General features: G+C 42.1%; 6 protein-coding genes and 2 tRNA genes. All 8 read left to right on the top strand.

What is annotated here, in order from left to right:
* Positions 1-78: 78 nt before the first annotated feature.
* The 8 genes from FP815_12115 to FP815_12080 all read left to right on the top strand — a co-directional run bounded on the left by FP815_12115 (position 79) and on the right by FP815_12080 (position 3,921).
* A tRNA-Thr gene (locus FP815_12115) sits at positions 79-154 on the top strand.
* Positions 155-227: 73 nt separating this feature from the next.
* On the top strand, positions 228-1,418 hold the full coding sequence (gene tuf, locus FP815_12110; protein MBA3015675.1) for an elongation factor Tu: 1,191 nt from the start codon (positions 228-230) through the stop codon (positions 1,416-1,418).
* Positions 1,419-1,569: 151 nt separating this feature from the next.
* On the top strand, positions 1,570-1,719 hold the full coding sequence (gene rpmG / locus FP815_12105) for a 50S ribosomal protein L33 (GenBank protein MBA3015674.1): 150 nt from the start codon (positions 1,570-1,572) through the stop codon (positions 1,717-1,719).
* Between the two features lie 7 nt (positions 1,720-1,726).
* Positions 1,727-1,802, top strand: a tRNA-Trp gene (locus FP815_12100).
* 94 nt (positions 1,803-1,896) lie between these two features.
* On the top strand, positions 1,897-2,148 hold the full coding sequence (gene secE / locus FP815_12095; GenBank protein ID MBA3015673.1) for a preprotein translocase subunit SecE: 252 nt from the start codon (positions 1,897-1,899) through the stop codon (positions 2,146-2,148).
* Between the two features lie 30 nt (positions 2,149-2,178).
* The gene (gene nusG / locus FP815_12090; GenBank protein MBA3015672.1) at positions 2,179-2,709 is read left to right on the top strand and encodes a transcription termination/antitermination protein NusG; all 531 of its coding nucleotides are present in this window, start codon (positions 2,179-2,181) and stop codon (positions 2,707-2,709) included.
* 51 nt (positions 2,710-2,760) lie between these two features.
* The gene (gene rplK / locus FP815_12085) at positions 2,761-3,186 is read left to right on the top strand and encodes a 50S ribosomal protein L11 (protein MBA3015671.1); all 426 of its coding nucleotides are present in this window, start codon (positions 2,761-2,763) and stop codon (positions 3,184-3,186) included.
* Positions 3,187-3,225: 39 nt separating this feature from the next.
* Complete coding sequence (locus FP815_12080; GenBank protein ID MBA3015670.1) at positions 3,226-3,921, top strand: 50S ribosomal protein L1; 696 nt, start codon at positions 3,226-3,228, stop codon at positions 3,919-3,921.
* Positions 3,922-4,183 lie beyond the last annotated feature (262 nt).

The following is a 4,183-nucleotide window of genomic DNA, read 5'->3' as shown; positions in this document are numbered from 1 at the left end:
AGCCTTCCAAGCTGAGGGTTGCGAGTTCGAGCCTCGTTTCCCGCTCCAATCTAATCAAAATATTAAGTAGTAATCGAAGCTCACGTGGCTCAGTAGGTAGAGCACTTCCTTGGTAAGGAAGAGGTCACCGGTTCGAATCCGGTCGTGAGCTCCATTCACACACAGTAACGATTTATTTCGTACCCCAAATTTTTATGAATTCCTAATTTGGCAGAGGAGAACGGAAAATGGCTAAGCAAAAATTTCAAAGAAATAAACCCCACGTCAATATTGGCACGATTGGTCATATCGATCATGGTAAAACCACATTGACCTCTGCGATTACACGGGTACTGGCGACAAAGGGGTATGCTGAAGCTACAGCCTTTGATCAGATTGATAAGGCTCCTGAAGAGAAAGAGCGCGGAATTACCATAGCAACAGCTCATGTAGAGTATCAGACCGACAAACGTCATTACGCACATGTTGATTGCCCAGGTCATGCCGACTATATCAAGAACATGATCACTGGCGCCGCCCAGATGGATGGTGCGATTTTGGTTGTAGGCGCTGATGACGGACCAATGCCTCAGACACGTGAGCATATCCTTCTTGGAAGACAAGTCGGTGTTCCAGCGATGGTGGTATTTCTAAATAAGTGTGACATGGTCGATGATGAAGAGTTGATTGAGTTGGTCGACATGGAACTTCGTGAGTTGCTCGATAAATATGACTATCCAGGTGATGATACTCCGATCATTCGTGGATCTGCGTTGAAGGCATTGGAGAATCCCGATGATCCTACTTATGCCAAGTGCATATGGGATTTGATGGATGCTGTTGATTCATTTGTGCCTGAGCCACAACGTGATGTAGATAAGCCATTTTTGATGCCGATAGAAGATGTTTTTTCGATCTCTGGTCGCGGCACAGTTGCAACTGGAAGAATCGAAAGAGGTGTTATCAATGTTGGTGATGAAGTAGAGATAGTCGGAATTCGCGACACCGTCAAGAGCACAGTAACCGGGGTTGAGATGTTTAGAAAGACTCTTGATTCAGGTATGGCTGGAGATAACGTAGGTATACTCTTGCGGGGTGTTAAGCGTGAGGATATTGAGCGAGGCCAGGTTCTGGCAGCGCCTAAGAGCATTACTCCGCACACGAAGTTTAAGGCTGAGTGCTATATCTTATCAAAGGAAGAGGGTGGTCGTCATACCCCATTTTTTAATGGCTACCGTCCGCAGTTCTATTTCCGTACTACTGATGTAACCGGCGTTGTAACATTACCAGAGGGAGTAGAGATGGTAATGCCGGGAGATAATGTATCGATTGATGGTTGTCTCATCACCCCGATAGCAATGACCGAAGGGTTGCGTTTTGCTATCCGCGAAGGTGGCAGAACAGTTGGCGCCGGTGTAATCAATAAGATTGTCGAATAATTAAGCCTATACATAACATTGCCCCTAGGTATGTCTCTGGGTCAAAACATTAAGAGAAGGTGATAAGTCATCTTCTCTTAATGTTTTTTATATTAATTTGTATATGATTCGGAAGAAGTACTGCGAAAGCAAAACACATTGGTGATATTTCATGAGAGATATAATTACGTTAGGATGTACAGATTGTAAGCAAAGAAATTATACCAGCACCAAGAATAAGAGAAAAACTCCCCAGAAACTAGAGCTTAAGAAGTTTTGCCCTTTTTGCAGAGCGCATACAACACATAAAGAAACAAAATAGGTAGCGCAGGCCAGTAGCTCTAATGGTAGAGCATCGGACTCCAAATCCGAGGGCTGGGGGTTCGAGTCCCTCCTGGCCTGCCAACTATTTTAGGATGAATATTTCAATTGGGCTTGATGTTTGGCTCAGTATGCATTGTAGGTTTGTGTCAATTAGGACCATTTCATTGAGGCCAGAATGATGGCAAAAGAAGGAAAAGTTAACGACAAAAGTGAGACTTTAGTAGATCAAAAGTCAAAGTATAGTGTTGAAACGGTAAAAGAATTCACTTCTGAAGTCCAGAACGAATTTAATAAAATTGCATGGCCTGATAAGAAACATACTATGGCATCGACAGGAGTCGTTGTGGTGTTAGTAGTAATTTTGTCGTTTTATTTGGCTACAGTTGACCTGGTTCTCGGCAAACTGATTGGGGCTGTACTCCGGTAATTGCAGTAATAAAGAACTTTAGGATAACTAATGGCACTTCGTTGGTATATAGTAAACACATTTTCAGGTTTTGAGGAAAGGGCAAAAGCTTCACTGATTGAGCGGATTAAAAATGCGCATCAAGAAGAGTTATTTGGCGATATTTTGATCCCGACAGAACAAGTAATTGAAATGGTGAAAGGGGCAAAGAAAACCTCGGCCCGTAAGTTCTTCCCTGGATACATCCTGGTTAATGTTGATCTGAATGATCAGACATGGCACACAGTAACTGGTACACCAAAAATTTCTGGTTTTATCGGTAACGAAATTCATCCAGACCCATTGTCTGATGAAGAAGCGAATAAGATTATCAATAGAATAAAAGATGGCGCATTAAAACCAAAGCCTAAAGTATCATACGAAATTGGAGATCCAGTCCGTGTGACTGACGGACCTTTTTCCAGCTTTCAAGGGACAGTGGATCAAGTATATCCTGATAAGGGGCGGGTTAGAGTCATGGTTAGCATATTTGGACGTGAAACGCCTGTGGAACTTGAGTATATCCAGGTTACGAAAGGCTAATAAAGTAGCATTAATTGAAGTAACCTTCGCATAGATTATAGGAGTAAGGAAATGGCTAAAAAAATAACCGGTTATATTAAACTGCAGGTTCCTGCAGGGAAAGCAAACCCGTCTCCTCCGATTGGTCCTGCCCTCGGTCAGCATGGTGTTAATATCATGGAGTTTTGTAAAGCATTTAATGCCAAGACTCAGAATGAAGGCGATATGATAATCCCTGTAGTAATTACAGTATATGCGGATCGTTCATTTTCATTTATCACTAAGACACCACCGGCTTCGGTTCTTTTACTGAAGGCCTTAAGCGCTGGTAAGGGATCTAGTAATCCTAAACGAGAGCGTATTGGTAAAATATCTAAAGAAAAGATTCGGGAGATTGCTACATTAAAGTTGCCTGATTTGAATGCTTATGATGTTGATGCCGCCATGAAGATTATTGAGGGGACGGCTAAAAGCTGTGGGATTACCGTCGCTGATTGATTTTATTATAGTAACAGTATGTATTTTAGGGTGATAACAATGTCTACCGTTGGAAAAAAACATAAAGCAAATCAGGCCAAAATTAATTCCCTGCAATTATACACCATTGATGACGCTATTAGTCTCGCATTGGATTGTGTTCGAGCCAAGTTTGATGAATCAATCGATCTTGCAGTACGTCTGGGAGTAGATCCTAGGCATGCAGACCAGATGATTCGCAGCAGCCTGGTTCTTCCTCACGGAACAGGAAAGGTTGAGCGTGTTCTGGTTTTTGCTAAAGGTGATAAAGTCAAGGAAGCGCTTGATGCTGGTGCCGATTATGCGGGAAGTGATGAATATGTCGAAAAAATCCAGGGAGGTTGGATGGATTTTGAGCGTACAGTTGCCACACCGGATATGATGGGTACAGTCGGAAAGATTGGACGTGTCCTTGGACCTCGCGGGATGATGCCCAATGCAAAGCTTGGGACAGTTACCTTTGATGTCGCACGAGTTGTGGGCGAGATTAAGTCTGGTAAGATCGAGTTTAAGGTTGATAAAGCCGGTATTGTACATGCAATGATTGGCAAGTCATCATTTGGTTTGGATAAATTACGAGAGAATGCCTTGGCTCTGATTGACAAACTGAATCACTTGAAACCTTCAAGTGCCAAAGGGGTTTATTTAAGAAGTGTTTGCCTGTCATCTACAATGGGACCAGGAATTAAGCTCGACACGTTACCCCTTCGCTCTTAAGCACCATAAGTTTTTCTTTGAAGTTTTTATAGATCCTGTTCATAAAGGACAGGATCTATTTTTGTCTATGCGATTACTTTAGAATCTTATTTTCTGAACTTTTCACAAAGTATTCATTACTTAGAATAGTTATTCGATTAACATTCTAAAGAATTTTTTTGATTTGTCATAGGCATTTTTTAGTGTTGTGGTTTTTTCTGCACACTTAGGTGAGCAGTTTTGAAGTCGAAGACAGCAGGTTCCTGCATTGGTTTAATCAGGT

The organism is Desulfobulbaceae bacterium (assembly GCA_013792005.1).
Lineage (GTDB): Bacteria > Desulfobacterota > Desulfobulbia > Desulfobulbales > VMSU01 > VMSU01.
Note: the sequence above shows the minus strand (reverse complement) of the source record. Positions and strands in the feature narration are given on the sequence as shown.

Coding starts and splice junctions, on each gene's coding strand:
- tuf (MBA3015675.1), top strand. CDS start 228: ATGGCTAAGCAAAAATTTCAAAGAAATAAACCCCACGTCAATATTGGC.
- rpmG (MBA3015674.1), top strand. CDS start 1,570: ATGAGAGATATAATTACGTTAGGATGTACAGATTGTAAGCAAAGAAAT.
- secE (MBA3015673.1), top strand. CDS start 1,897: ATGATGGCAAAAGAAGGAAAAGTTAACGACAAAAGTGAGACTTTAGTA.
- nusG (MBA3015672.1), top strand. CDS start 2,179: ATGGCACTTCGTTGGTATATAGTAAACACATTTTCAGGTTTTGAGGAA.
- rplK (MBA3015671.1), top strand. CDS start 2,761: ATGGCTAAAAAAATAACCGGTTATATTAAACTGCAGGTTCCTGCAGGG.
- FP815_12080 (MBA3015670.1), top strand. CDS start 3,226: ATGTCTACCGTTGGAAAAAAACATAAAGCAAATCAGGCCAAAATTAAT.